Here is a 22961-nt window from a genome sequence, read left to right on the forward strand (position 1 = left end):
CGCCTCAGAAGCCGAGGCGCCGCAGCTGCTTGGGGTCGCGCTGCCAGTCTTTTGCCACCTTGACCCGCAGGTCGAGGAAGACCGGGGTGCCGAGGATCCGCTCGATCTGGCCGCGCGAGTCCGACCCGATCTGACGCAGCCTCGATCCGCCCTTGCCGATCACGATGCCCTTCTGGCTGTCGCGTTCGACGAAGATGGTCGCGCGGACGTCGACGAGCGGCCGGTCCTCCGGGCGGTCCTCGCGGGGCACCATCTCCTCGATGACGACCGCGATCGAGTGCGGCAGCTCGTCTCGGACGCCCTCGAGCGACGCCTCGCGGATCACCTCGGCGACCAGAGTCTCCTCCGGCTCGTCCGTCAGCTGACCCTCCGGATACAGAGGGACACCCTCGGGCAGCTCGTCGATCAGCAGGTCACGAAGGTGCGCGACCTGGTAGCCCGACTTCGCCGACACCGGCACGATGTGCCGCCACTCCACGCCCAGCTCCTCGCCGGTCGTGGCGATGTCGGCGAGGTGTGCCATGAGCCGCTCGGGGGCGACCTTGTCGGTCTTGGTGGCGACCGCGATCATCGGCGTCCGGCGGATCTTGGCCAGCTCGCCGATCAGGTAGCGGTCGCCGGGGCCGATCTTCTCGTCGGCGGGCAGGCACACGCCCACCACGTCCACCTCGCCCCACGTGCTCCGAACGAGATCGTTGAGGCGCTCGCCCAGCAACGTGCGCGGCCGGTGCAGGCCTGGGGTGTCCACCAGGATCAGCTGCGCCTCGGGCGTGTGGACGAGACCTCGGATCACGTGCCGGGTGGTCTGGGGACGCGATGAGGTGATCGCGACCTTGTCACCGACGAGCGCGTTGGTGAGGGTCGACTTGCCGGCGTTGGGCCGCCCGACGAAGCAGGCGAAGCCGGACCGGAAGGCGCTCACGACTGCACCACACGCTGGGCCGAGCCCTGGGCGTCGGCGACCAGGACCGGCACGCCGCTGCCCGCGAGGTCGCGGACGACGGCGAGGTCCTCGTCGCGTACGCCGTCGGCGTCGGTGCTCACCGCCACCGCCTCGAGACCGGTCGCACCCGACGACACCGCCATCGCGACCGCGAGACTCAGCGCGGACAGCTGCAGCGACGGGAGGTCGACGGTCGAGGCAGCGTAGGTGCGTCCGTCACGGTCGCGGACCGAGGCGCCCTCTGCCGCCCGGGTCCGGGCGCGGGTGGCGCGTGCGAGGGTCAGGATCTTGAGGTCCTCGGGGTCGTCGACGCCAAGCGGTGCGGATGCCATGGAGCCAGGGTATCGGCGAGCCCTCAGCCGGACGCGGCCGCGCCGACCGACTCCGCGGAGTCGTCCTCGGTCTCCTCGCGGCTGACCAGGACCGTGCCGATGCGGTTGCGGCGTCCGCGAGGCGCCTCGGCGACGAAGCGCAGGCCGTCGAGCAACACCTCGCTGCCGGCGATCGGGACCTTGCCGAGGTGCTTCGCCATGAGACCACCGACGGAGTCGACGTCGTCGTCCTCGATGGGGACGCCGAAGAGGTGCTGAAGATCGTCGACGTCATAACGAGCGCTGATCCGCACCGAGCCGTTGGAGAGGTGCTCGACGTCCTCCGGCGGCGCGTCGTACTCGTCGGTGATCTCACCGACGATCTCCTCGAGGATGTCCTCGATCGTCACCATCCCGGCGGTGCCGCCGTACTCGTCGACGACGATCGCCACGTGTGTCCGCTCCGACTGCATCCCGCGCAGCAGGTCGGCCGCGGGCTTGGAGTCGGGCACGTAGGAGCACGGCCGCATGACCGACTCCACCCGCTCGGTGGTCTCGGCGTCACGGTTGTCGAAGACCCGCTTGGTGATGTCCTTGAGGTAGGCCATGCCGACGACGTCGTCGAGGCTCTCGCCGGTCACCGGGATGCGGGAGTAGCCGCTGCGCAGCGCGAGCGACATGGCCTGGCGAAGGGTCTTGGTGCGCTCGATGAACACCACGTCGGTCCGAGGCACCATCACCTCGCGCACGACCGTGTCGCCGAGCTCGAAGACCGAGTGGATCATCTGACGCTCGTCGGACTCGATGAGCGCGCTCTGCTCTGCCAGGTCGACGAGCTCGCGCAGCTCGGCCTCGGAGGAGAACGGCCCTTCCCGGAACCCCTTGCCCGGCGTCAGCGCGTTGCCGACCATGATCAGCAGCCGCGGCACCGGTCCGAGGATCCGGGTGATGGCGGCCAGCGGTGCGGCGGACAGCAGCGCGACGCGTTCGGAGTTCTGGCGCCCGAGCGTGCGCGGACCGACTCCGATCGCCACGAACGACACGACCGCCATGACCAGGGTCGCGACGACCACCTGCTCCCACTGCCCGTCGAGAGCGTGGACGAAGACGACCGCCACCATCACGACCGCGCCCGTCTCGGCGAGGATGCGGAGGAACAGCGCGGTGTTGATGTACGGGGCGGGGTCGCGGACGATCTTGGCGATCCTCGCCGCTCCGGAGCGGCCCTCGGCGACGAGCTCGTCGGCGCGCGCCTTGGAGAAGGTCGAGATGGCGGCGTCCATGCTCGCGAGGAGCCCCGCGAGGACGACCAGCACGATCGCCGACACCACCAGCCACACGTCGGAGCTCACGACTGCGCCTCCTCCGTCGTGCGTCCGCCGTCGCGCCAGCGCGCGAGCAGCGCGTCCTGCAGCGCGAACATCTCCTCGTACTCCTCGGGCTCGGCGTGGTCGTAGCCCAGCAGGTGAAGGATCCCGTGCACCGTCAACAGCTCGAGGTGGTCGGCGAGGACCAGGCCCTCGGCCTCGGCGTCGGCCGTGGCGACCTCGGGGCACAGCACCATGTCGCCGAGGTATCCCTCTTCGGCCTCCAGGTCGTCGGTGCCGGGTCGGAGCTCGTCCATCGGGAAGGACAGGACGTCGGTGGGGCCTGTCTTGTCCATCCACTTCTCGTTGTACTCGGTCATCGTGCCGGCGTCGACGACGATCATCGTCATCTCCGTCGCGGGCGCCAGTCGCATCTGCTCCATCACGAACCGCGACAGGCGGGTCAGGCGCTCGATGTCGACGGGGGCCCCGTCGGCATCACGAAAGCTCGACTCGTCAAGAATGTCGACGTTCACGACTCTCGCCCTCACCCTCGTACTCGTCGTAGGCGGCGACGATACGGCCGACCAGCTTGTGACGAACCACGTCGGCCGAGGTCAGCACCGGGAACGAGATGTCCTTGACGCCGTCCAGGATCTCGCGGACGATCCTCAGCCCGCTGCGCTGGCCGTTGGGGAGATCGATCTGGGTCACGTCGCCGGTCACGACCATCTTGGAACCGAATCCCAGGCGCGTGAGGAACATCTTCATCTGCTCCGGCGAGGTGTTCTGTGCCTCGTCGAGGATGATGAAGGCGTCGTTGAGGGTCCGCCCGCGCATGTACGCCAGCGGTGCGACCTCGATCGTCCCGGCCGCGAGCAGCTTGGGGATCGTCTCGGGATCCAGCATGTCGTGGAGGGCGTCGTACAGCGGCCGGAGGTAGGGATCGATCTTCTCGCTCAGCGTGCCCGGCAGGAAGCCGAGGTTCTCGCCGGCCTCGACGGCAGGACGCGTGAGGATGATCCGGTTGACCTCCTTCGCCTGCAGGGCCTGGACGGCCTTGGCCATGGCGAGATAGGTCTTGCCCGTACCCGCCGGACCGATCCCGAAGACGATCGTCTGTCGGTCGATCGCGTCCACGTAGCGCTTCTGGTTGAGCGTCTTGGGGCGGATCGTACGGCCGCGGTTGGAGAGGATATTGAGGCTCAGCACGTCGGCGGGGCGCTCTTCGGTCTCAGCCCGGAGGATCGCGATGCTCCGCTCGATCGTCTCGGGCGTCAGGCCCTGGCCGGTTCGGATCATGGTCACGAGCTCCTCGAGGAGACGCTCGACCATCGCCGACTCCGCGGCCGTCGCGCGGATGGAGACCTGGTTGCCGCGGACGTGGATGTCAGCGTCGAAGCTGGCCTCGATCAGGCGCAGGAACTCGTCGGTGGGGCCCAGCAGCGACACCATGGGGATGCTCGCCGGGATCGTGACCATGTGCTGCAAGGGTTCAGGCGTAGTCATCGGCGCTCCCGCGGGAGCAGTTCTCCTTCTGTGAGTTCGGACTCGTCCATCGTAGGCGGCATCGGCGGTCGCACGAAAGCACGATCTCGACCGCCGGGTGCCGCCTCGGTGGCTCCGATCAGCGGAAGGCGTCCCGGATGCGGTCGAACACCCGCCGGTGCGGTGCGGCGAACTCGCCCTCGACCAGCTCCTCGCCCCGCTCGGTGGCGAGGAGGCCGAGCAGCTCGCGCTGCCGGTCGTCGAGCTTGGTGGGTGTCTCGACGACCACGCGGACCTTGAGGTCACCGCGTCCGACCCCGCGCAGGTGCGGGACGCCGCGACCGCGGATCGTGACCGTCTCGCCGGACTGGGTGCCGGGGACGATGTCGAAGCCGATCGTGGCCTCCTCGGCCGGGACACCGGTGTCGGCCTCGAGCGTCGGCAGGTCGATCTGAGTGCCGAGCGCCGCAGCGGTCATGGGGACCCGGACGTCGCAGTAGAGGTCGTCGTCGGAGCGGGTGAAGACGTCGTGCGGCTCCACCTCGACCTCGACGTACAGGTCGGCGGCGGGACCGCCGCCGGGCCCGACCTCACCCTCGCCGGTCAGCTGGATCCGAGTGCCGCTGTCCACGCCGGCGGGCACCTTGATGGTCAGCGTGCGACGGGCGCGGACCCGGCCGTCACCGGAGCACTCCTCGCACGGGTTCGCGATCACGGTGCCGTAACCCTGGCAGGTCGGGCAGGGGCGGGCCGTACGGATGTCTCCGAGAAACGACCGCTGCACGTGCTGCACCTCGCCGTGCCCGCGGCACGTCTGGCAGGTGATCGGCTCCGCGCCGTCGGCCGAGCCGTTGCCGTGACAGGTCGAGCAGACCACGGCGGTGTCGACCTTGAGCTCGCGCGTGGTCCCGAAGGCCGCCTCGGCCAGCTGGACGCCGATGCGGATCAAGGCGTCGTTGCCGCGCCGGGCACGACCACGTGGGCCGCGCTGGGTCTGCTGCCCGAAGAACGCGTCCATGATGTCGTTGAACGAGAAGCCGGCGCCGAAGCCGCCGCTGGCACCCGCACCGGCGAGGGGATCGCCTCCGCGGTCGTAGAACGACCGCTTGTCCACGTCGGAGAGCACCTCGTAGGCGACGGTGACGGTCTTGAACCGCTCCTGCGCCTCAGGGTCTGGATTCACGTCCGGGTGCAGGCTGCGCGCCAGCCTCCGGTACGCCTTCTTGATCTCCTCCGGAGTCGCGTCGCGACTCACACCGAGGGTCTCGTAGTAGTTCTGGCTCATGCGTCGTTGTCTGTCTCTCAGTCGCTGAGGGTCTGGCCGACATAGCGTGCGACGGCGCGTACCGCCGCCATGGTGCCGGGGTAGTCCATCCTGGTGGGCCCGACGACGCCGAGGGTGGCGAGCGGCTCGTCGTCGGTGCCGTACGCGGTGGCCACGAGGGAGGTCGCCGAGAGCTCCTCGTACGGAACCTCCGTGCCGATGCGGACGGTGAGCGTGGTCGGAGAGGTGGCCTCGCCGAGGAGCTTGAGCAGCACCACGTGCTCCTCGAGCGCCTCGAGGACCGGCTTGATCGAGGTGTCGAAGTCGGTGCCGAACCGGGCGAGGTTGGCGGCCCCGCCCACGGCAACGCGTTCGTCGGCCCGCTCGTCGGAGAACGCCCGGGTGAGCGTCGCGACGACAGCGGTGGCGATGGGCTGCTCCTCGGGACGGAAGGTCGTGATGAGGTCGGCCACCGATGCCGAGGCGTCCGGCAGCCGCTGCCCGACCGCAGCGCCGATCATCCGCGCTCGCAAGTCCGCGAGGAGCATCTCGGACGGCTCTTCGGGGAGCTCCACGATGCGCTGGTCGACACGTCCGGAGCTGGTGATCAGCACCAGCAGGATGCGGCCGCGCTCCATCGGGACCAGCTCGACGTGACGGACGGTCGAGCGGGTCAGGGAGGGGTACTGCACGAGCGCGACCTGGTGGGTCAGCTGAGAGAGCAGCCGGACACTGCGCTGGACGACGTCGTCGACGTCGACCGCGCCGTCGAGGAACGACTCGATCGCACGGCGTTCGGGAGGACTCAGCCGCCGGACGGAGGCAAGCCGGTCGACGAAGAGGCGGTAGCCCTTGTCGGTCGGGATCCGGCCCGCGCTGGTGTGCGGCTGGGCGATGAACCCGTGCTCCTCGAGGATCGCCATGTCGTTGCGGACCGTCGCCGGCGACACACCCAGCTGATGGCGGTCGACGAGCGCCCGCGAGCCCACCGGCTCCTGGGTCGCCACGTAGTCCTCCACGATGGCGCGCAGGACCGCGAGCTTGCGTTCATCGAGCACGACGTCAGCCACGGTCCCTCCTCGTGTCGATGATCTTTGGCACTCCGGTGCCCTGAGTGCCAGTCTAGCCAGCCTCACCAGTCGCGTGTGGCTGCGAGGTGCCGCACGTTCTTTCGGCTAGTTTGCTCCTCGTGGCTCACGACCGATACGGATCCGATGTCCTGGCCGGCGACTGGCGCGTCCCCAAGCGAGGGCGGTCCACCGAGGTGGAGGCGGAGGCGGGGATGGTGCTCGAGGAGGTCCAGACCGACTTCTGCGGCGCCGTGACGCGCACCGACCGAGATCTCGACACCGTCGAGCTGGAGGACCGTCGCGGGAGGCGGCGTACCTTCCCCCTCGGGCCGGGCTTCCTCCTCGAGGGCAAGCCGGTCGTGCTCAAGGCGCCGGTACGACGCGCCGCGCCCGCACGCGCGACGCACACCGCGTCCGGCTCGGTCGCCGTCCACGACGCGAAGGCACGGGTCGCACGCGCGAGCCGCATCTACGTCGAGGGACGTCATGACGCGGAGCTGGTCGAGAAGGTGTGGGGTGACGACCTGCGGATCGAGGGGGTGGCGGTCGAGTACCTCGAGGGGGTCGACGACCTCCCGTCGGTCGTCGACCGCTTCAAGCCCGGTCCGGGACGCCGCCTGGGCGTGCTCGTGGACCATCTCGTCCCGGGGTCGAAGGAGTCGCGCATCGCCGCCTCGGTGCTGCGCGGACCGCACAAGGAGCACGTGCTCGTCGTCGGGCACCCGTACGTCGACGTCTGGCAAGGCGTGAAGCCCGAGCGCCTCGGGCTGGAGAAGTGGCCGGTGATCCCACGCTCGATGTCGTGGAAGCACGGCATCTGCCAGTCGCTCGGGTGGCCCCACCGGAACCAGGCCGACATCGCGCACGCCTGGAAGCGCATCCTCGGGTCCGTCCGCTCCTACGCCGACCTCGAGCCGGCGCTGCTCGGGCGGGTCGAGGAGCTCATCGACTTCGTCACGACCTGACCGCGCCCGCCCCTACGGTGCGTCGCCGCGGATCCGCCAGAAACACAGCCCACCGAGGCCGAGCGCGAGTACGAGGAGCAGCGCCGTCTCGCGCCACTGCAGAGTCCAGAAGGCGCTGGACGGGTGCCACGTGACCTGCTGCCGATAGCCCTCGTCCGCCAACCGGTCGAAGCACGCCGCCCGCGCACCCGCCTGCGCGCTCTCCCCTGGTGGCGGCCCGCCGCAGTCGGCCACCCACGCCGGCAACGACCGCATGCGCTCGTCGTCGGCATCGAGCGTGACGTTCGACAGCTCCCACGTGCCGGTGCGGCCCGTCTCGACACGGATCTCGGAGACGTTCTCGATCGGGTCTCCTGGACCTGAGGCTCCTTCGACCATCAGACCGACGAGGTTCTCCTGCGTGATCGAGCTCGTGGCCTTCTCGGGTTCGACGAGCTGGGCCCGCACGACGACCCCGACGAACAGCTGGACGCCAAGGACGAGGACGAGCGTCACTGCCATCGCCGCGACGGTCCGTCGCACCACGAGCCCAGCCAGCACGCCGATCACGAGCGCCAGCACGGCGTACCCGATCGGGACGAGGCCCCGGGCTCCGAAGACTGCGGGCTCGATGCGCGAGACCATGAACGGCCCCGTCCCCTCGCCGGTCGCGATCGCGCGCTCGATCGGTCCGGCCCACCAGGTCACACCCCACGACAGCAGCCCAGCGACCGACACCGTGACCAGGGCGGCGCCGAGGAGCTTGACGGCGAGCCACCGTGTGCGCGTGACCGACTGGCTCCACGCGAGGCGGTGCGTCCGCGCCTCCAGCTCGCGCGCGACCATCGGCGCCCCCCAGAACGCCCCGACGACGAGCGGGAAGACGTACGCCGCCGCGATGCCGACGTAGTAGAGCGTGACCTTGAACGCGTCGGCGCTCAGTCCTGTCAGGAACGAGCGTGCGCCGTCCTCTGCCGCGTCGACGATCCCGGGCCCGGTGATGGCCAGTGCCACGAGCAGCAGAGCGACGGCACCCGCGACCGGAATCGCCTGGACACGCAGCTGGCGCCATGTCAGCCAGATCATCGGATCACCTCGACGGTCGGGCGCGGGCGCTCGTACGAGGCGTCGCCGCGCAGGTAGGCGAGCACCAGATCCTCGAGCCCGAGAGGGGTCACGTCCCAGGAGGGATCGACCGCGGGTCCGCCGGTGCGGACGACGAACGTGCTCTGGCGGTCGGTATGGCTCGCCGTCACGACGTGGTGGCCGGCTGGGCCTGCGTCGGAGGGACGCCGCGCGCCGGTCATGCGGCGGTGCGAGGCCAGCAGATCGTCGAGGTCGCCCGCGACCCGGACCTCGGAGTCCACCAGCACGACGAGGTAGTCACAGGCGCGCTCGAGGTCCGAGACGAGGTGCGAGGACAGGACGACCGTGAGGTCCTGCTCGGCGACCGCCTCCATCAGGTCCTGCATGAACTCGCGTCGGGCGAGCGGGTCGAGGGCCGCGACGGGCTCGTCGAGGATCAGCAGCTCCGGCCGCTTGCCGATGGCCACCGTGAGCGCGATCTGGGCGCGCTGGCCTCCCGAGAGGCTGCCGGTGCGGCGCCGCAGGTCGATGCCGAGCCGGTCGATCCGGTCCCGGACGAGCACGTCGTCCCATCGCGGGTTGAGGTGCGAGCCAATCCGGAGGTGATCGGCGACACTCATCCCCCGATAGGTCGGCGCGTCCTGACTCACGTAGCCGACGCGCGCCTGGTGCTCAGCGCCGGACGACGGCCCCTCGCCCAGCACCTCGATGTGACCGACGGTGGGCACGAGCATCCCGGCCGCGAGGCCGAGCAGCGTGCTCTTGCCGGCGCCGTTCGGTCCGACGAGACCCACCACGCGGCCGGCCGGGAGCTCCAGCGTGCAGTCCTTCAGGGCCCAGTGGCGACTTCGGCCGTATCTCTTGCCGAGCTCATGCGTTCTCAGTGCTGTGGTCATGCGATGTCCTCCTCGGAGGCGGCCCGAAAGGTGGTCATGAACAACGCCTCGATGCTCTCGTCGTCGAGGCCGGCGCGGCGGGCCTTGGACAGCCACCGCTGGAGGTCGGTACGCAGCGGCCCGTGCGCCGCCAGCGTGTTGTCGGTGAGGGTCCGCGTGACGAACGTGCCGACACCCGGACGCGGAGCAACGAGGCCGTCGCGCTCGAGGTCGCGGTAGGCCTTCAGGACGGTGTTGGGGTTGATCGCCAGCGCACGCGCGACGTCCTTGACGGTCGGGAGCTGGTCGCCCTCGTCGAGGAGCCCGAGGCGGAGGGCGCGGCGTACCTGCTGAACGAGCTGCAGGTATGCGGAGACGCCCGACCGGGAGTCCAGGTGGAACTCGATCATTCGATACTCCTAATGTGCTATCTGAATAGCACTATAGGTAGCAGCGGATCCGACCGCAAGAGTCCTTGCAGCCGCCCTGCGACACTGGAGGCATGCCGTCCACGCTTCCCGAGGGACAAGCCGTCCCCGCTGACGGCGCCCTCCCTGCAGCCTCGCTCGACGCCCTCGGGGGCGCGCCCTTCGGCGTGTACGTCCACGTCCCGTTCTGCGTGACGCGGTGCGGCTACTGCGACTTCAACACCTACACGTCGTCCGAGCTCGGACCGGGCGCCTCGCACGACTCCTACGCCGACACCGTGCTCGCCGAGATCGCGCTGGCGGCTCAGGTGCTCCAGCGTGCCGACCGCCCGTTGCCGGAGGTCGAGACGGTGTTCATCGGCGGCGGCACGCCCACACTCCTCGCCTCCGACGACCTCGGACGCATCCTCGAGGGGATCGACAAGACCTTCGGGCTGGCGGCCGACTACGAGGCCACCACGGAGGCGAACCCTGACAGCGTGACCCCCGCGTCTCTCGCCACGCTCCGCTCACGCGGTTTCACCCGCATCTCGTACGGCATGCAGTCCGCGGTCCCTCACGTTCTCGCAACGCTGGACCGCACGCACGACCCGGCCAGACTGCCTGACGTCGTGCGGTGGGCCCGCGACGCCGGCTTCTCGCAGGTGAGCGTCGACCTCATCTACGGCACGCCCGGAGAGTCGCTGGCGGACTGGGAGCGGTCGCTCGACACGGCACTCGCACTCGGTCCCGACCATGTCAGTGCCTATGCCCTCATCGTCGAGGAGGGGACCGCGCTCGCACGCCGCGTCTCCCGCGGCGAGGTCGCAGCTCCCGACGACGACCTGATGGCCGACATGTATCTCGCCGCGGACGCGCGGCTCAGCGCCGCCGGCCTCGGGTGGTACGAGCTGTCGAACTGGGCCCGCGACGACGCCGCGCGGTGCCGCCACAACGAGCTCTACTGGACCGGTGCCGACTGGTGGGGCTTCGGGCCGGGGGCGCACAGCCACGTCGCCGGCACCCGCTGGTGGAACGTCAAGCACCCCGCCGCCTACGCCCAGCGGCTGGCCGAGGGCCGATCCCCCGGGCACGGGCGCGAGATCCTCGACCTCGAGACCCGTCGTGTGGAGCAGGTGCTGCTCGAGTCGCGCCTGCACGACGGCATGCCGCTCGTCCGGCTGGATGCCGCGGGACGTGCCGCCGTGCCGGGGCTCGTCTCCGACGGGCTCGTCGAGCTCTCCGACGACAGCCACCGTCTCGTTCTCACCGTCCGCGGCCGCCTCCTCGCGGACGCGGTCGTGCGCCGCCTCCTGCCGTAGGCGACCCCGCTCTCATGCAGAGGAGGGCCGCACCCCGACGGGGGGCGGCCCTACTGAGACAGCTGCCGGTCAGGTGGCGGCGTAGAACACGTCCAGGATCGGGCGGTACTTGTCCTCGACGAACTTGCGCTTGAGCTTGAGGCTCGGCGTCATCTCGCCCTCCTCGACCGACAGGTCGCGGTCGAGGATCTGCCACTTCTTGATCGTCTCCCAGCGGTTGAGCTTGGAGTTGAGCTCCTCGACGTAGCCCTCGATCGCCTTGTGCATCTGCGGCGACGTCACGATCTCGGCGTACGACTTGCCCGCCAGGCCGTGGTTCTCGGCGAAGAGCGTCGCGGCGTCGGGATCGATCGTGATGAGGGCGCTCACGAAGTTGCGGTTGTTGCCGTGCACCACCATCTGGCTGGCGAGCGGGCACACACCCTTGAAGACGCCCTCGACGTGCGACGGCGCGACGTACTTGCCGCCCGAGGTCTTGAAGAGGTCCTTCTTGCGGTCGGTGATCCGGAGGAACCCGTCCTCGTCGATCTGGCCGATGTCGCCCGTCGCGAGCCAGCCGTCGTCGGTCACCGTGGACGCGGACTCGGTCTCGAGGTTGTGGTAGCCCTGCATGACACCGGGACCCTTGATGAGGATCTCGCCGTCCTCCGCGATCTTGACCTCGGTGCCAGGCATCGGCAGGCCGACGGTGCCGAGCTTGTACTGGTCGGGGTGGTTCACGAAGGAACCGGCCGCACTCTCGGTGAGGCCGTAGCCCTCGAGGATGAGGATGCCGGCAGCCTCGAACCACTCGGCGACCTCCTGCGACAGCGCGGAGGCTCCGGAGATGAAGAAGCGCACGCGTCCACCGAATCGGTCCCGCACCTTCGAGAGGACGATCTTGTCGGCCAGCCGGTGCTGGAAGGCCAGCCCGGCGGGGACCTTCTTGCCCTCTCGCTCGAGAGCCTTGACCTGGGCCGCCACCTTGGTCGCCCAACGGAAGAGCTTGAGCTTGGCGCCGCCCTCCTCCTCCATCATCCCGACGATGCGGCCGTAGGCCTTCTCGAAGATGCGCGGTGCCGCGCCCATGAACGTCGGCTTCACGACGGCGAGGTTGTCGACGATCTTGGGGATGGCGCCGTCGACGGCGGTCGGGAAGCCGATCTGCAGCTGCGTCGACAGGAGCACCTTGCCGAAAGAGTGTGCCATCGGGAGCCAGAGGTACTGGAGGTCGTCGATGGTGATGTAGCCGCCCGCGGCGACCGCTGCTCCCTCGTACGTCCACGAGTCGTGCGTGAGCCGGACTCCCTTGGGACGGCCGGTCGTGCCGGAGGTGTAGATCAGGGTCGCGAGCTGGTCCGGCGAGATCGCGGCGACGCGCTCCTCGACGACCGACGGCTGCTCGGCGAGCAGCTTGTCTCCGAGCTGCTCGAGGTCGGAGAGGGTGATCACCCAGTCGCTGTCGTGGTCACCGTCGAACAGCACGACCTTGATCACGTCGGGGAGCTCGCTGCGCTTGTCCTGGAGCTTCGCCAGCTGGACGGCGTCCTCGGCGAAGACGATCCGGCTCCCGGAGTCCGCGAGGATGTAGGCGACGTCGTCGGTCACGGTCGTCGGGTAGACGGTGGTCGTCGCAGCCCCCGCCGCCATGATGGCGAGGTCGGCGAGGATCCACTCGTAGCGGGTCCCGGACGCGATCGCGACGCGCTCCTCCGGCTTGATGCCGAGCGAGACGAGACCTGCCGCGATCCGGGAGACGACGTCTCCGGTCTCGCCCCAGGTCAGGGAGCGCCAGTTCTCGCCGACCGGGTAGCGGTAGGCCTCACGAGTGGGGGTCTCGCGTACTCGGGCGAAGAACATCTCGCCGACGTTCTTGGCACGGGACTCGACAATCTCCAGATGCTCGGGTGTCGGGGCGTTGGCCATGAAGGGTGCACCTCATCGTTAGGGGTGGTGATGGCGATCACAGGATGGCTCGAATCGTACGTGATCGACGTGATCCGAGGCACATCCACCAGATAATCGTTATCGATCAGCACCCCTGGTGACGCAGGGTGCCCGTCGGCCGCGGACCAGGTCAGCCGAGCGCGACCGGAAGGAGCCCTCGCCGCGTGCGCGACGCGATCTCGCCGAGCGCCCCGTCGAGGTCGGGATGGGCGAACGCGAACCCGGACCCTCTCAGGGTCGCCGGGTCGACCCAGCGGCTCTTGAGCACGAGCTCGGCCTCGGTCCTGATGAGCCGCGCTCCAGCTTCGAGCGCCCAGGTCGGCAGCGGGACACCGTGCGAGCGGCCGAACGCCCGGCGCACCGATCGCATCATCTCCGCGTTCGTCACCGCGTCAGGGGCGGCCACGTTGACCGGTCCGGCGATCTCGGGGTGCTCGGCGAGATGGTCCACCACGCGCACGACGTCGTCCACGTGCACCCAGCTGAACATCTGACCGCCGTCCCCCATCGGTCCACCGAAGCCGAGGCGGGCCAGGTTGATGAACGGGTTCACGGCACCACCGCCGGCACCGAGGACGATCGCCATCCTCAGCGCCACCTTCCGTACGGCCGTGGGCGCGTCGAAGAGCTCGTGCTCCCACGCCCGCGCGACGGCCACGGAGAACCCGGCGCCACGCTCTCCTGTCACCTCGTCCATGGGACGGTCTCGCGCATCGCGGTAGATCGTCGCCGTGCTCGCGTTGACCCACAGCGACGGCGGGGACGCCGACGCGGCGAGGGCCCGGCCGAGTAGTGCGGTGGTCTCCGTACGTGAGGCGAAGATCGCGTCAGCGTTGGGCTTGGAGTAGCGGCAGCTCACCGAGCGCCCGGCGAGATTCACGAGGAGGTCGGCACCGCCGAGCACGTCGGCGAGCCCCGCCGCGTCGCCCCAGCTCGCGTCCGCGTCCGGACCGCGCCCGATCGTCCGCACCACCGCCCCGTGGCGCGACCAGGCGCGAACCAGGTGCTGACCGATGTATCCGGAGGCTCCGGCGACGACGGCGACCGCACCGCGCCTCATCGCAGCGCACCGGAGGACGGCTGGGTGAGCGCCACGACGTCGTCGACCAGGCCCCGCGCCACCGGGAGTCGGGACAGGGCGACCGCCTTCGAGACCACCGGTGCGAGCCGATCCACGAGCGACCGTGTGCGCTGCTGCTCCGGCGACGGATCGACGACCCAATGGAGCGTCACACCGAGGTAGAGCAACCAGAGCAGGTCCGGGAGCCGGTCGCGTAGTCCGCTCGGCAGTCGCACCTTGGAGGTGGCGACCACGTGCTCCATGAGGTCGACCGCCATTGCCCTCGCATTCCCCGACTCCGCGGAGAACGGGCTCGCCGACGACGAGGCGGGGAGCGCCTGCTGCACGAACGTGGTGCCGAAGCCGTGGTAGGGCGTCATCACGTCGAGGCCGGCGTGCAGGGCCGCGCGCAGGTTGTCCGCGAGCGGAGCCCTTTCGACGAGGCGCGGGAGCGCAACGTCACGGTGCTCGCGCTGGACGCTGACGTAGAGCTCGTGGACAAGCTCGTCCTTGCCCGAGAAGTAGTAGTAGGCGTTGCCGAGCGACAGCCCGGCCTCGTCCGCGATGCGGCGCATGGTCGTCGCCTGGTAGCCGTCCTCGCGGAACAGCCGTAGCGCGGCAGCGGTCAGCCGGTCGCGGGTGTCCTTGGCCATCAGAGTGCGCCGTCAGGAGACTTGAACATGTTCGAATCTAGCATCAGCCTTCGAACGTGTTCAAGAGTCGGCGCAGATCAGCGCAACGGCCTCGCCATGACGATCCGTGGCCAAGGGCGGAAGTACGCCGACTCGGCGACATGACGCTCACGCAGACCCGCGCTCCACCGCGCCTCGGGCACCACCTCGAAGCCGAGGCGCCGGTAGTACGGCGCGTTCCACGGCACGTCGGCGAAGGTCGTCAACGTCAGCTCGGCGTGCCCGCCTGCGAGTGCCCACCCCGCGACCACGTCGACGAGCGCTGCACCGATCCCCTGTCGGCCGTACTCCGGGAGGACGGAGAGCTGCTCGAGGAAGGCCCGGCCGTCCAGCACGTCTGCGAGCGCGTACGCCACCGGCGCGCCGGCGTCCCCGACCTCGACCCACGCCGTGCCGCGACCGACCGCCGCGGCCACCGTCTCGTACGGCGCGGGTTCACCGTCCGCGACCAGGTCCCGGCCGATCTCCCGGAACCGCTCGTCCGCCGCTCGCTCGATGTCTCTGAGGAGCTCGACGTCGGCGAGCGTGGCGGCCCTCACGGGAGGCTACTTCTTGCCCTTGTCACCCGAGTCGCCGGTGGAGAGCGCGGCCACGAACGCCTCCTGCGGCACCTCGACGCGGCCGACCATCTTCATCCGCTTCTTGCCTTCCTTCTGCTTCTCGAGCAGCTTGCGCTTGCGGCTGATGTCACCGCCGTAGCACTTGGCGAGGACGTCCTTGCGGATCGCGCGGATGGTCTCGCGGGCGATGACCCGAGCACCGATCGCCGCCTGGATGGGCACCTCGAACTGCTGGCGCGGGATGAGCTCCTTGAGCTTCTGCGCGAGCGCGACGCCGTACGAGTAGGCGTTGTCGCGGTGCACGATGGCGCTGAAGGCGTCGACCGGGTCGCCCTGGAGCAGGATGTCGACCTTGACCAGGTCGGCGGCCTGCTCGCCGGTCGCCTCGTAGTCGAGCGAGGCGTAGCCCTTGGTGCGGCTCTTGAGGTTGTCGAAGAAGTCGAAGACGATCTCTCCGAGCGGGACGGTGTAGCGGATCTCGACCCGGTCCGCCGAGAGGTAGTCCATCCCGAGGAGGGTGCCGCGTCGCGTCTGGCACAGCTCCATCACGGGTCCGATGTAGTCGGTCGGCGTCAGGACGGTCGCCCGCACCACCGGCTCGTAGACCTCGGAGATCTTGCCCGTCGGATACTCGCTCGGGTTGGTGACCCGGTGCTCGCTGCCGTCCTCCATGACGACCCGGTAGACCACGTTGGGAGTCGTCGAGATGAGGTCGAGGTTGAACTCGCGCTCGAGCCGCTCCCGCACGATCTCCATGTGGAGCAGGCCGAGGAAACCGATGCGGAAGCCGAACCCGAGGGCTCCGGACGTCTCCGGCTCGTACTGCAGCGCGGCGTCGTTGAGCTGGAGCTTGTCGAGCGCGTCACGCAGCGTCGGGTAGTCGTCGCCGTCCATCGGGTAGAGGCCGGCGAAGACCATCGGGTTGGGGTGCCGGTAGCCGCCGAGCGCCTCGGTGGCCGGCTTCTGCGCCGAGGTCACGGTGTCGCCGACGCGGGACTGGCGCACCTCTTTCACCCCGGTGATGAGGTAGCCGACCTCCCCCACGCCGATCCGGTCGGCCTTGTTCGGCTCCGGCGAGATGACGCCGACCTCGAGCAGCTCGTGCACGGCACCGGTGGACATCATCTTGATCTTGTCGCGGTGCGACAGGTGGCCGTCGATCACCCGGATGTAGGTCACCACGCCGCGATAGGTGTCGTAGACGGAGTCGAAGATCATTGCGCGGGCCGACTCGTCGGGCTTCCCGACGGGCGCGGGGATCTGGTCGACGACCGCGTTGAGCACCGCCTCGACGCCGACCCCGGTCTTGGCCGAGACCCGCAGGACCTCGTCGGGCTCGCAGCCGACCAGGTGCGCCAGCTCCTCGGCGAACTTGTCCGGCTGCGCGCTCGGGAGGTCGATCTTGTTGAGCACGGGGATGACCGTCAGGTCCGCGTCGAGCGCGAGGTAGAGGTTGGCCAGCGTCTGGGCCTCGATGCCCTGCGCGGCGTCCACCAACAAGATGGCGCCTTCGCACGCCGCGAGGCTGCGACTGACCTCGTACGTGAAGTCGACGTGGCCGGGGGTGTCGATGAGGTTGAGGACGTACGTCGTCCCCGCGTCCTCACCGGTCGACTTGGTGAACGGCAGCCGTACGGCCTGGCTCTTGATCGTGATGCCGCGCTCGCGCTCGATGTCCATCCGGTCGAGGTACTGCGCGCGCATCGCGCGACCGTCGACGACGCCCGTGTGCTGCAGCATCCGGTCGGCCAGCGTCGACTTGCCGTGGTCGATGTGGGCGATGATGCTGAAGTTGCGGAGGATCGCCGGATCGGTCGCCCCGGGAGCGGGCGCCGAGGAGGCAGGAGAGGTCTTGGCCATGGTGCCTCCCATCCTCCCATGACGGCCCCAGGTTCCCGAATGCATGAGGGCACAGGTCGTACGTCGCCACGCAATGCGCCTTACAGTTCGAGCGTGAACGTGATCCTCAACGTCATCTGGCTCCTGCTCAGCGGGATCTGGCTCGCGATCGGCTACACGCTCGCCGGTGTCCTGCTCTGCATCACGATCATCGGCATCCCCTGGGGGATCGCGTCGTTCCGCATCGCCTCCTACGCGCTGTGGCCCTTCGGGCGCACCATCGAGCCGAACCCGTCCGCCGGGGTGGCGTCGATGATCGGCAACGTGATCTGGATCGTCCTGGCCGGAGTCTGGCTCGCGATCGCCCACCTGGTCAGCGGGATCGCCCTCTGCCTCACCATCATCGGCATCCCGCTCGGTCTCGCGAACTTCAAGATGATCCCGATCTCGCTGATGCCGCTGGGCTACCGGATCGTGCCGGTGCGCTGACGCCCCGGGCTTTTCTCGCCCCGGCGGCGGCCGCGGTGGCCTGACGGCCGGGACCAGGCCGGGTACGTTGAGCGCCACCATCCCCCAGAGAAAGGACTGTCGTGGTCATCGGACTCGGCATCGTTCTCATCGTCCTCGGCCTGATCTTCGCCCTGGACGTCATCAACATCGACACGACCGTGGTGGACACGGGGACGCTCGGCTGGATCCTGCTCCTCGCGGGCGTCGCCGCCATCGTCGTCTCGCTGATCGTCAACCACCAGCGCACGCGCTCGACGCACGTGGTCGAGGAGCGCCGCGACGGCGGTTATCCGCCGCCGCGCTAGTACGGAGGCGACCCGACGCGGCCCTCGTCCACTGCACGCGTGCGGTGGCCGGGGGCCGCTGGCTTCGGCCATCCCGGCTCGTCGTCGGACGGCTCCCGGCAGGATCGAGGCGCGTTTTGGCCGACCGGTCTGCCGCTGATACAGTGGGTGGTCGCGTGTCCGTGTCCGCGCGCGCACCCATCCACTTCGACAGAACAACGAGGCTTGCCCCGTGGCAAACATCAAGTCGCAGATCAAGCGCAACCGGCAGAACGAGCGTGCGCGTGAGCGCAACAAGGCCGTGCGCTCGGAGCTGAAGACCGTCGTCCGCCGGTTCACCGACGCCATCGACGCCGGCAACACCGACGAGGCGCAGCAGCTCGCGAGGGCAGCGACCCGCAAGCTCGACAAGGCTGCGTCCAAGGGCGTCATCCACAAGAACCAGGCGGCTAACCGCAAGTCGTCCATCGCGAAGAAGTCAGCAGCGCTCTGAGCGCCTGACCTCACCGACGCAACGGCACCTCCCGGCGGGGGGTGCCGTTCGTGCGTCCGGGCGAGATCGCGCCGTCACTGGACGCGCGAGGCGGCGACGGTGAGGACCATCCGCTCCAGCGCGTAGTGCGGGTCTGACGCTCCCTTGACGTCGAGGTCTGCTCGGGCGACGGCGCCGATGGCCGTCGTGAGCCCTGCGGTGTCCCACCCCCGCAGCTGCGCACGCAGCCGCTTGAGCCGGAACGGCGGCGCACCGACCTCGCGCGCCAGCTCGGCCTCACGGAGGCCCTTGCTCGACGCCACGCCGTAACGGGCGAGCGAACGGAGCCCTGTCGCGAACGCCGAGGTGATGAGCACGGGGGCCACGTTGTTGTTGAGGGCCCACCTCAGCTGTTCGAGCGCGCGAGCCGTCTCACCGTCGATCGCCGCGTCGGCGATGTCGAAGCCCTTCACCTCCGCGCGTCCACCGAAGTATTGACGGACGAGCTCGAGGGAGATCGGTGCGCGCTTGCCGTCGGCACCGGTCGCGGCGTCGACGAGCTGGTCGGCGGCCGCGGCGAGGGAGCGAAGGTCGTGCCCCACCGCGTCGACCAGGTAGCCCGCCGCCTCCTCGGAGATGGAGGCGCCGAGGTGACGGACCTCTGCGGCGACCCAGCGCGAGACCTCCCAGGGCTTGGGTGCCGTGGTCGTGACCTCCTTGACGGCCGCGAGCTTGCGGAGCTTGTCGAGGACGCCCTTGCCCTTCTGGCCCCCGCCGTGGGTGAGCACGACCGCGACGTCGGGCGCCGGCGCTGCGGCGTAGGCGAGCAGCTCGTCGGCCGCGGTCGCGTCGAGGCTCTCGATCCCGCGTACGACGACCGCGCTGTGGGAGGAGAACAACGATGGACTGGTGAGCGCGGCCAGCTCGCCCTGCCCGATCGTCGAGCCCTCGACGTCGGAGACCGACACCTCGGGGTCTTCGTCGTGGAGCTGAGCGAGAGCACGTCTCATCGAGCGGTCGGTGAGGAACTCGACACCGCCGGTGACGAGGAGCACGGTGCTGAACAAGGACGCCATCGCCGCTCAGCATGCCACGTCGCGAGGACACCGCCGACGACGGTCAGCGAACGACACCGGACACCTGGCCGTCGCGTACGACGACCGCGACGTCACGACCCGGATCGGTACGCAAGATCGTGGCCCCGGCGTCTCGGAGGTGCTGCAACGTCTCCGGTGCCGGATGGCCGTGGGTGTTGCCCTCCCCCGCGCTGACCGTCGCCCAGCGCGCACCGAGCCCGGTCAGCCACGCCACCTCTTGGTGCGCGCTGCCGTGGTGCGGAACCTTGAGGACGTCGACCTGGAGTGTGGGGTAGGCCGCGGCGAGAGCCCGCTGCGCGGGGGGCTCCACGTCCCCGGTCAGCAGGACCCGGACGTCCGAGGTCTCCGCGAGCAGGACGAGGCTCGCGTCGTTGGCGGTGTCCTCGGTCACCGCCGCGGGGGCGACGCCAGAAGGCCCGGGGCGGGCAAGAGGCCCGAGAACGGTCAGCGTGACCTCGCCTGCGCGCCAACGGTCTCCGGCCGTCAGCTCACGCACGGGCGCGTCCGTGACGTCGGGGCGGCTCGGACCGGCGCCGATCCAGGCGAGCGAGCGGCGACGCGTCACGCCGGGCAGGCCGTCGACATGGTCGGCGTGGTCGTGCGTCACGAGCATCGCGGGCACGTTGCGTACGCCGAGGTCGCGGAGACAGCGGTCGACCGAGCGCGCGTCGGGGCCGGCGTCGACGACGACCGCTGAGCCGGGACCGACCTTCAGGACCGTGGCGTCCCCTTGCCCCACGTCGCAGGCCACCATCACCCACCCGCGAGGGGGCCAGCCCGGGCGAAGGGGGGCGACGGTGACCGCCGTGACAGCGGCCAGGACCAGGCCGGTGAGAACGGGTCGTCGCAGGAGACGGTGGCCGGTCACGGCGATGGCGGCACTGACGACCACCAGCGCGCTCACCGCCACCGGCCCGTCACCGACGGTCGCGGCGGCACCGGGGAGGTCAGCCGCACGACGACCCACCAGGACGATCCAGCCGGCGGGGAGCGCGGTCACCAGGCCCACCGCAGCACCCGAGGGCGCCCACACGAGCCCGAGCAACCCACCCGAGAGACCCAGCACGGTCGCGGGTCCGACGGCGGGTGCGGCGAGGAGGTTGGCGACGACGGCCACGACCGAGACCTCCCCGGACAGCGCGGCGACGGGTGCGGTGCAGGCGAGCTGCGCGGCGGCCGGCACCGCCACCGCCTCGGCGAGCCAGCGCGGCATCCACCGGGCCAGGGCATCGCGCCAGACAGGCGCGAGCAGGAGGATGCCGCCGGTCGCGACCGCCGAGAGCAGGAATCCGGCCGACGTCGCCAGCCAGGGGTCGAGAACCACCACGGCGACGACGGCCCAGGCGAGGCAGCGGGCACCACGCCTGCGTCCGCCGGTGCTCAGCCCAGCGACCCCGACCAAACCCATGATCGCGGCGCGGACGACCGACGGCTCCGGACGCGCCAGCAGCACGTACGCGACCGTGGCGAGCACGGCGAGCACTACCCGGCTCCCCGGGCCTGCACCGAGGGGTCGTGCGAGGGCGAGCAGGAACCCGACCAGCAAGGTCAGGTTGGTGCCCGAGACGGCGAGGAGATGGGTGAGTCCGCTGGTCTGGAACGCCGCCCTCAGGTCGTCGGGCAGAGCGTGGTCGTCGCCGTGCACGAGCGCCGGGACCAGCGCCGACACGTCGTGCCCCCGGGATGCGACCGACGCACTCACCGCCGCGCGTGCGGATCCGGCAGCGTCCCACCACCACGCGGGGTCGCCCCCGGGACGAGGACGCACGCTCGTCGCGGACAGCGTGGCGGCGTGGGCGGAGTCGTCGGCCGGACGCGTGCGGCCGACGACCTCGACCTCCTCGCCGACCCCGATGATGGGTGGGTCTCCGCGCACCCACACCGTCACTGGCGCGCGCAGGGTGACCGCCCGGCCCCGTGCCTCAGCCCGCACCAGCGTCGCCGCGAACACCGTGGCCGAGCCGAAGGTGCCGCGGACCACCCGAGGGTCCGTCGTCACCCGCGCGACAGCGCGGACCGTCGCTCCGTCCTGAGCGAGCTCGGCGACGAACGACCGCCGGTGGGACTCCGCCCGGACCGACCCCAGCACCACGGAGGTGAGGAGCAGCACCAGCGTGAGCCCGACCCACGCCGAGCGCCGGCGCAACGGCGTGAGCACCCGGGACAGCACGAGACACACGAGAACGGCCGCCGTGGTGACGGAGACGGCGGTGACCAGCTCGAGCCGCGTCGCCACCACCGCACCGGACCACGCACCCAGAGCGGGCCCGAGCATCCGCAGGTCGACCTCGTCGTCACGGTCGACCGCGACAGCGGCACGGGGCCGAGGTGCAGGCGCACGCGGCGACCGGTGAGGGTCGCCCGTCCCGGGGTGGGGCGTACGAGTCGACACCGTGCTCAGACGGTGACGAGGTCGCGCAACCGCGCCAAGGTGGCGTCACCGATCCCCCGGACCTCGAGGAGCTCCTCGACCGCGGTGAACCGTCCGTGCTCCGTCCGCCAGTCGAGGATCGCCTGCGCGGTCACCGGGCCGACCTGCGGCAGCGTGTCGAGCTGCTCGAGCGTCGCGGTGTTGAGGTTGACGACCCCGCCAGGGCCTGACGGACCTCCGCCTGGCGCCGTCTGAGGAGCCGGCGCGGGAAGGCCGGTGACGGCCGGGAGCCCGACCACGACCTGCTCGCCGTCGACGAGCACGCGCGCCAGGTTGACCGACGACAGGTCGGCGCCGCGCCGCGAGCCGCCTGCCGCCGTGATCGCGTCGGCGACGCGCGAGCCGGACGGCAGCGTCACGATGCCGGGCCGCCGGACGCGCCCGGTGACGTCGACGACGACCTGCGCCGGCGCGGTCGCGCCGGGCACTGCGGCGCCGGCAGCCGGCTGTCCGTCCGCCTGGGGCACCGCGACGTCCGAAGGGCTCCCGGACGCCCCTGGCGCGACCGGCTCGGCGACGACCGCCTGCGGCTGCGCGCGCAGCACCCACCAGATCACCGCCCCGGCCGCAAGGAGCACGACCACGATCGCGACTCCGACGTGACGAGGCGTCACCCCGTCGCCGAGCACGCTCAGGCGAGGAAGGGGTGGTCGACTGCCCTCGACCGGTGACTGCCCGGTCGCTCGCACCGTGCCCGAGCGGTGACGCCCCCACCCCCTCTCGTCGAGCTCGGTCGAGTCACTGGACAGTCCGCGCGATCTGCGCGACGACCCGGTCGCCGGACCCGGGATCCGGGTCGCCGGAAGCATCCCGGTCGGCCAGAGCTCGTCCAGACCGTCGCCTGCCGCGTCCGCACCCACCTCGTCGAACTGGTCATCGAGCTGGTCACCGAACCGGTCACCGAGCGGATCGCCGGCGGTCGCGGCGGTGGAAGGGGCGTCCCACGCGCCCCCGCGATGGTCGAGCTCGCGCGCCAGCAGCTCGAGGCGCCGCCTCGCCGCCTCGCTCGCTCTGTCTGCTCCCCGTCGCTCCACACGACAGACGCTAGAGCGGCGGACCGTTGCCGCGCCGTC

23 protein-coding genes are annotated in these 22961 nt (G+C 70.4%); 5 read left to right on the top strand and 18 right to left on the bottom strand.

The window, feature by feature from the left end:
- Nucleotides 1-4 precede the first annotated feature (4 nt).
- The 7 genes from era to hrcA form a co-directional block, all read right to left on the bottom strand.
- On the bottom strand, nt 5-922 hold the full coding sequence (gene era, locus KV097_RS10805; protein WP_220344215.1) for a GTPase Era: 918 nt from the start codon (nt 920-922) through the stop codon (nt 5-7).
- Entirely contained in the window at nt 919-1275 is a 357-nt protein-coding gene (locus tag KV097_RS10810) for a cytidine deaminase (protein WP_220344214.1), read from the bottom strand. The genes era and KV097_RS10810 overlap by 4 nt, the downstream gene beginning before the upstream one ends.
- Before the next feature lie 23 nt (nt 1276-1298).
- Complete coding sequence (locus KV097_RS10815) at nt 1299-2606, bottom strand: hemolysin family protein (RefSeq protein ID WP_220344213.1); 1308 nt, start codon at nt 2604-2606, stop codon at nt 1299-1301.
- Nucleotides 2603-3097 (bottom strand): rRNA maturation RNase YbeY, encoded by a 495-nt coding sequence (ybeY, locus tag KV097_RS10820; RefSeq protein WP_220346572.1) that lies wholly within the window; start codon nt 3095-3097, stop codon nt 2603-2605. The genes KV097_RS10815 and ybeY overlap by 4 nt, the downstream gene beginning before the upstream one ends.
- Nucleotides 3078-4070 carry a PhoH family protein gene (locus KV097_RS10825; RefSeq protein ID WP_255559410.1) on the bottom strand — a complete coding sequence of 331 codons (993 nt, stop codon included), beginning with the start codon at nt 4068-4070 and terminating at the stop codon, nt 3078-3080. The genes ybeY and KV097_RS10825 overlap by 20 nt, the downstream gene beginning before the upstream one ends.
- Nucleotides 4071-4188: 118 nt before the next feature.
- Nucleotides 4189-5334, bottom strand: a complete 1146-nt coding sequence (gene dnaJ / locus KV097_RS10830; RefSeq protein ID WP_220344211.1) for a molecular chaperone DnaJ — start codon at nt 5332-5334, stop codon at nt 4189-4191.
- A gap of 17 nt (nt 5335-5351) precedes the next feature.
- Nucleotides 5352-6371, bottom strand: coding sequence for a heat-inducible transcriptional repressor HrcA (hrcA, locus tag KV097_RS10835; protein WP_220344717.1), 1020 nt, complete (start codon nt 6369-6371; stop codon nt 5352-5354).
- Nucleotides 6372-6493: 122 nt separating this feature from the next.
- Here hrcA and KV097_RS10840 point away from each other — a divergent pair, with 122 nt between their 5' ends.
- Complete coding sequence (locus KV097_RS10840; protein ID WP_220366020.1) at nt 6494-7348, top strand: DUF3097 domain-containing protein; 855 nt, start codon at nt 6494-6496, stop codon at nt 7346-7348.
- 12 nt (nt 7349-7360) lie between these two features.
- Here the strand turns inward: KV097_RS10840 and KV097_RS10845 are convergent, their stop codons facing one another.
- Genes KV097_RS10845 through KV097_RS10855 form a run of 3 tightly spaced genes read right to left on the bottom strand, consistent with a single transcriptional unit; the run spans nt 7361 to nt 9698 of the window.
- Nucleotides 7361-8413, bottom strand: coding sequence for an ABC transporter permease (locus KV097_RS10845; protein WP_220365856.1), 1053 nt, complete (start codon nt 8411-8413; stop codon nt 7361-7363).
- Nucleotides 8410-9309, bottom strand: a complete 900-nt coding sequence (locus tag KV097_RS10850; RefSeq protein ID WP_220365857.1) for an ABC transporter ATP-binding protein — start codon at nt 9307-9309, stop codon at nt 8410-8412. The genes KV097_RS10845 and KV097_RS10850 overlap by 4 nt, the downstream gene beginning before the upstream one ends.
- On the bottom strand, nt 9306-9698 hold the full coding sequence (locus KV097_RS10855; protein ID WP_220344208.1) for a GntR family transcriptional regulator: 393 nt from the start codon (nt 9696-9698) through the stop codon (nt 9306-9308). The genes KV097_RS10850 and KV097_RS10855 overlap by 4 nt, the downstream gene beginning before the upstream one ends.
- Nucleotides 9699-9790: 92 nt before the next feature.
- Here KV097_RS10855 and hemW point away from each other — a divergent pair, with 92 nt between their 5' ends.
- Entirely contained in the window at nt 9791-11017 is a 1227-nt protein-coding gene (hemW, locus tag KV097_RS10860; RefSeq protein WP_220344207.1) for a radical SAM family heme chaperone HemW, read from the top strand.
- A 69-nt stretch (nt 11018-11086) separates the two neighbouring features.
- Here the strand turns inward: hemW and KV097_RS10865 are convergent, their stop codons facing one another.
- The 5 genes from KV097_RS10865 to lepA form a co-directional block, all read right to left on the bottom strand.
- Complete coding sequence (locus KV097_RS10865; protein WP_220365858.1) at nt 11087-12922, bottom strand: long-chain fatty acid--CoA ligase; 1836 nt, start codon at nt 12920-12922, stop codon at nt 11087-11089.
- A 151-nt stretch (nt 12923-13073) separates the two neighbouring features.
- The gene (locus tag KV097_RS10870; RefSeq protein ID WP_220365859.1) at nt 13074-14003 is read right to left on the bottom strand and encodes a TIGR01777 family oxidoreductase; all 930 of its coding nucleotides are present in this window, start codon (nt 14001-14003) and stop codon (nt 13074-13076) included.
- A complete protein-coding gene (locus KV097_RS10875; protein WP_220365860.1) occupies nt 14000-14656 on the bottom strand; it encodes a TetR/AcrR family transcriptional regulator in 657 nt (218 codons plus the stop codon). Before KV097_RS10875 ends, KV097_RS10870 begins: the two co-directional genes overlap by 4 nt.
- Before the next feature lie 77 nt (nt 14657-14733).
- Nucleotides 14734-15234 carry a GNAT family N-acetyltransferase gene (locus KV097_RS10880; protein ID WP_220365861.1) on the bottom strand — a complete coding sequence of 167 codons (501 nt, stop codon included), beginning with the start codon at nt 15232-15234 and terminating at the stop codon, nt 14734-14736.
- A gap of 6 nt (nt 15235-15240) precedes the next feature.
- The gene (gene lepA, locus KV097_RS10885) at nt 15241-17115 is read right to left on the bottom strand and encodes a translation elongation factor 4 (protein WP_220344202.1); all 1875 of its coding nucleotides are present in this window, start codon (nt 17113-17115) and stop codon (nt 15241-15243) included.
- Between the two features lie 93 nt (nt 17116-17208).
- Between lepA and KV097_RS10890 the strand changes: the two genes are divergently transcribed.
- The 3 genes from KV097_RS10890 to rpsT all read left to right on the top strand — a co-directional run bounded on the left by KV097_RS10890 (nt 17209) and on the right by rpsT (nt 18381).
- Nucleotides 17209-17583: a YccF domain-containing protein gene (locus tag KV097_RS10890; protein WP_220344201.1), complete on the top strand. Its 375-nt coding sequence runs from the start codon at nt 17209-17211 to the stop codon at nt 17581-17583.
- A gap of 101 nt (nt 17584-17684) precedes the next feature.
- Nucleotides 17685-17909: a DUF6458 family protein gene (locus KV097_RS10895; RefSeq protein WP_220344200.1), complete on the top strand. Its 225-nt coding sequence runs from the start codon at nt 17685-17687 to the stop codon at nt 17907-17909.
- Between the two features lie 211 nt (nt 17910-18120).
- Nucleotides 18121-18381, top strand: coding sequence for a 30S ribosomal protein S20 (gene rpsT / locus KV097_RS10900; protein WP_220344199.1), 261 nt, complete (start codon nt 18121-18123; stop codon nt 18379-18381).
- Nucleotides 18382-18455: 74 nt separating this feature from the next.
- On the opposite strand, the gene holA is transcribed toward rpsT, so the two are convergent.
- Genes holA through KV097_RS10915 form a run of 3 tightly spaced genes read right to left on the bottom strand, consistent with a single transcriptional unit; the run spans nt 18456 to nt 22922 of the window.
- Complete coding sequence (gene holA, locus KV097_RS10905; protein WP_220365862.1) at nt 18456-19436, bottom strand: DNA polymerase III subunit delta; 981 nt, start codon at nt 19434-19436, stop codon at nt 18456-18458.
- A gap of 43 nt (nt 19437-19479) precedes the next feature.
- Entirely contained in the window at nt 19480-21849 is a 2370-nt protein-coding gene (locus tag KV097_RS10910) for a ComEC/Rec2 family competence protein (protein ID WP_220365863.1), read from the bottom strand.
- Nucleotides 21850-21854: 5 nt separating this feature from the next.
- Nucleotides 21855-22922, bottom strand: coding sequence for a ComEA family DNA-binding protein (locus KV097_RS10915; protein ID WP_220365864.1), 1068 nt, complete (start codon nt 22920-22922; stop codon nt 21855-21857).
- Nucleotides 22923-22961: the final 39 nt, after the last annotated feature.

The sequence above is a fragment of the Mumia sp. zg.B17 genome, from assembly GCF_019550915.1.
Classification (GTDB): Bacteria; Actinomycetota; Actinomycetes; order Propionibacteriales; family Nocardioidaceae; genus Mumia.